Here is a 2,461-nt window from a genome sequence, read left to right on the forward strand (position 1 = left end):
AGGCAAGACCGGTGGTCGCGGTGTGAAGGGCCAGAAATCCCGTTCGGGTGTGGCCATCAAGGGCTTTGAGGGCGGCCAGATGCCGCTCCACATGCGCCTTCCCAAGCGTGGCTTCAACAAGCCGAACCGCAAGGCCTGGGCAGAGGTCAATCTTGGCCGTCTGCAGAAGGCTATTGATGAGGGCAAGATCGACGCGGCCAAGCCGATCGATGCCGCCGCCCTGATCGGTGCCGGCCTGGTTCGCCGTGAACTCGATGGCGTTCGCCTTCTTGCGAAAGGCGAGCTGAAGGCCAAAGTAGAGATCACCGTCGCCGGTGCCTCCAAGTCTGCCATTGCGGCAGTCGAGAAGGCTGGTGGCAAAGTGACCCTGCCTGCCGCTACCGACGCGGCGTAATCGGCCCCGTGCCGACCGCTTGAGGACGACTACATGGCTTCAGCTGCCGAACAGCTTGCTGCGAATATGAATTTCAGCTCCTTTGCGAAAGCAAAGGAGCTTCAGCAGCGGATCCTGTTCACGATCGGGATTCTGATTGTCTACCGCATTGGTACCTATGTGCCGATCCCCGGGATCGACCCGGTGACCTATGCGGCAATGTTCCAGCAGAATGCCGGCGGTCTGATGAGCTGGTTCAACACGCTCGGTGGCGGTGCCATCGAGCGTATGGCCATTTTTGCTCTGAATGTGATGCCTTATATCTCGGCGTCGATCATCATGCAGCTGATGGCCGCGAGCATTCCCACGCTCGAAAAACTGAAAAAAGAGGGCGGCGAAGCCGGCCGCAAGCAGATCAACCAGTATACCCGTTATCTCACGGTGGTCCTGGCGACCTTGCAGGCTACGGCGATTGCCATTGGCATGAATTCGCCCAACCCTGATGGATCCACCCTGGCGCTTGAGCCCGGCCTGTTTTTCGTCGTCTCCACGGTGACGACCCTGGTCGGCGGCACCATGCTTCTGTTGTGGCTGGGTGAGCAGATCACCGCGCGCGGCATCGGTAATGGTGTCTCCCTGATCATTTTCGCCGGGATTATCGCAGCCGTCCCGAGTCTGATCGGCGGCGGTCTGTCGGCGAGTGCCAGTACGGGTAACTTCCTGCCGCTGCTGATGGGCGTGTCGATCGTCATCGGTTTCTTGGTTCTGGTAGTCTTCGTCGAGCGCTCGCAGCGCCGGCTGATTGTGCAGTACCCGAAGCGACAGCAAGGTAATCGTATGGTGGGGGGCGATACGTCCTTCCTGCCGCTGAAGCTCAACACGGCTGGCGTTATCCCGCCGATCTTCGCATCGTCTCTGCTGTTGCTGCCGGCGACCGCCCTGGGCTTCCAGGCGCAGTCCGGGCCAGACTGGCTGCAGAATATCGTTGTCTATCTCCAGCCCGGCGCGCCGGTCTTCCTGGTGATCTACGGCGCGATGATCATCTTCTTCTGCTTCTTTTATACGTCGATCGTTTTTAACCCCGAAGACACGGCCGATAACCTGCGGAAGTATGGCGGTTTCCTTCCGGGTATCCGTCCGGGCAAGCGGACCGCTGAGCATATCGATTTCATCCAGTCGCGGCTGACGGCGATCGGTGCAGTCTATCTGACCTTTATCTGTGTCGTGCCGATGATGTTGGGCGGCGGTGCAGCGATGGCGCTGGGCGGAACGTCGATTCTCATCGTGGTGTCCGTGACCATGGATACGATTTCCCAGATCCAGTCGCATCTGCTGGCGCACCAGTATGAAGGCCTGATCAAGAAGTCGAAGCTGCGGGGACGCAAGCGATGAACATTATTCTGTTCGGACCTCCGGGTAGCGGCAAAGGGACCCAGGCCAAGCGGCTGGTCGCCGAGCGCGGCTGGGTCCAGCTTTCAACCGGTGACATGTTGCGCGCAGCAAAAGCGGCTGGCACGGAACTGGGCCAGCGCGTTGCGGCCATCATCGATGCAGGCGAGCTGGTTTCCGACGAGATTGTAATTGAATTGATCCGGGAACGTCTGCCCGAGGCCGAAGCGGCCGGTGGCGCCATTTTTGACGGTTTCCCGCGGACTGTTGCCCAAGCCGAGGCGCTCGATGCGCTGCTCGGTGAGCGCGATAGCCAGGTCGATGCCGTGGTTGAACTCAAGGTGATCGACGAAGAACTGATCCAGCGCCTGGTCAAGCGCGCTGAGGAGGAGGGGCGTCCGGATGATACCGAAGAGGTCATCCGCAATCGCCTCAAAGTCTATTACGACCAGACGGCCCCGCTGATCCCTTATTTTGACGAACAAGGGAAGCTTAAGGCGGTCGACGGCATGGGCTCGATGGACGAAGTCGCAGCATCAATTGCAGCTGCATTGGATAAGAAGTGAACAAACGGTGTTGCACCCCCATTGACGGGAGCGCAACGCACACTGTAGATAGCGCCCTTCGCAAAAGCGGGCGAGCTCAAACGGCCACCGGAAGGTGGCCCGATGGTTCGTCCCTGAATGGCGTTCTGAAGTA

3 protein-coding genes are annotated in these 2,461 nt (G+C 59.7%); all 3 read left to right on the forward strand.

Annotated features, from left to right (window positions below):
• Window positions 1-394: 50S ribosomal protein L15 (gene rplO / locus Q1V57_RS04565; RefSeq protein WP_300528015.1), on the forward strand; the 394-nt coding region annotated here is incomplete at its 5' end.
• A gap of 33 nt (window positions 395-427) precedes the next feature.
• The gene (secY, locus tag Q1V57_RS04570; protein ID WP_366145077.1) at window positions 428-1,765 is read left to right on the forward strand and encodes a preprotein translocase subunit SecY; all 1,338 of its coding nucleotides are present in this window, start codon (window positions 428-430) and stop codon (window positions 1,763-1,765) included.
• Entirely contained in the window at window positions 1,762-2,328 is a 567-nt protein-coding gene (locus tag Q1V57_RS04575; RefSeq protein ID WP_300528018.1) for an adenylate kinase, read from the forward strand. Before secY ends, Q1V57_RS04575 begins: the two co-directional genes overlap by 4 nt.
• The last annotated feature ends 133 nt before the right edge of the window (window positions 2,329-2,461 follow it).

The organism is Maricaulis sp. (genome assembly GCF_030149425.1).
Classification (GTDB): Bacteria; Pseudomonadota; Alphaproteobacteria; order Caulobacterales; family Maricaulaceae; genus Maricaulis.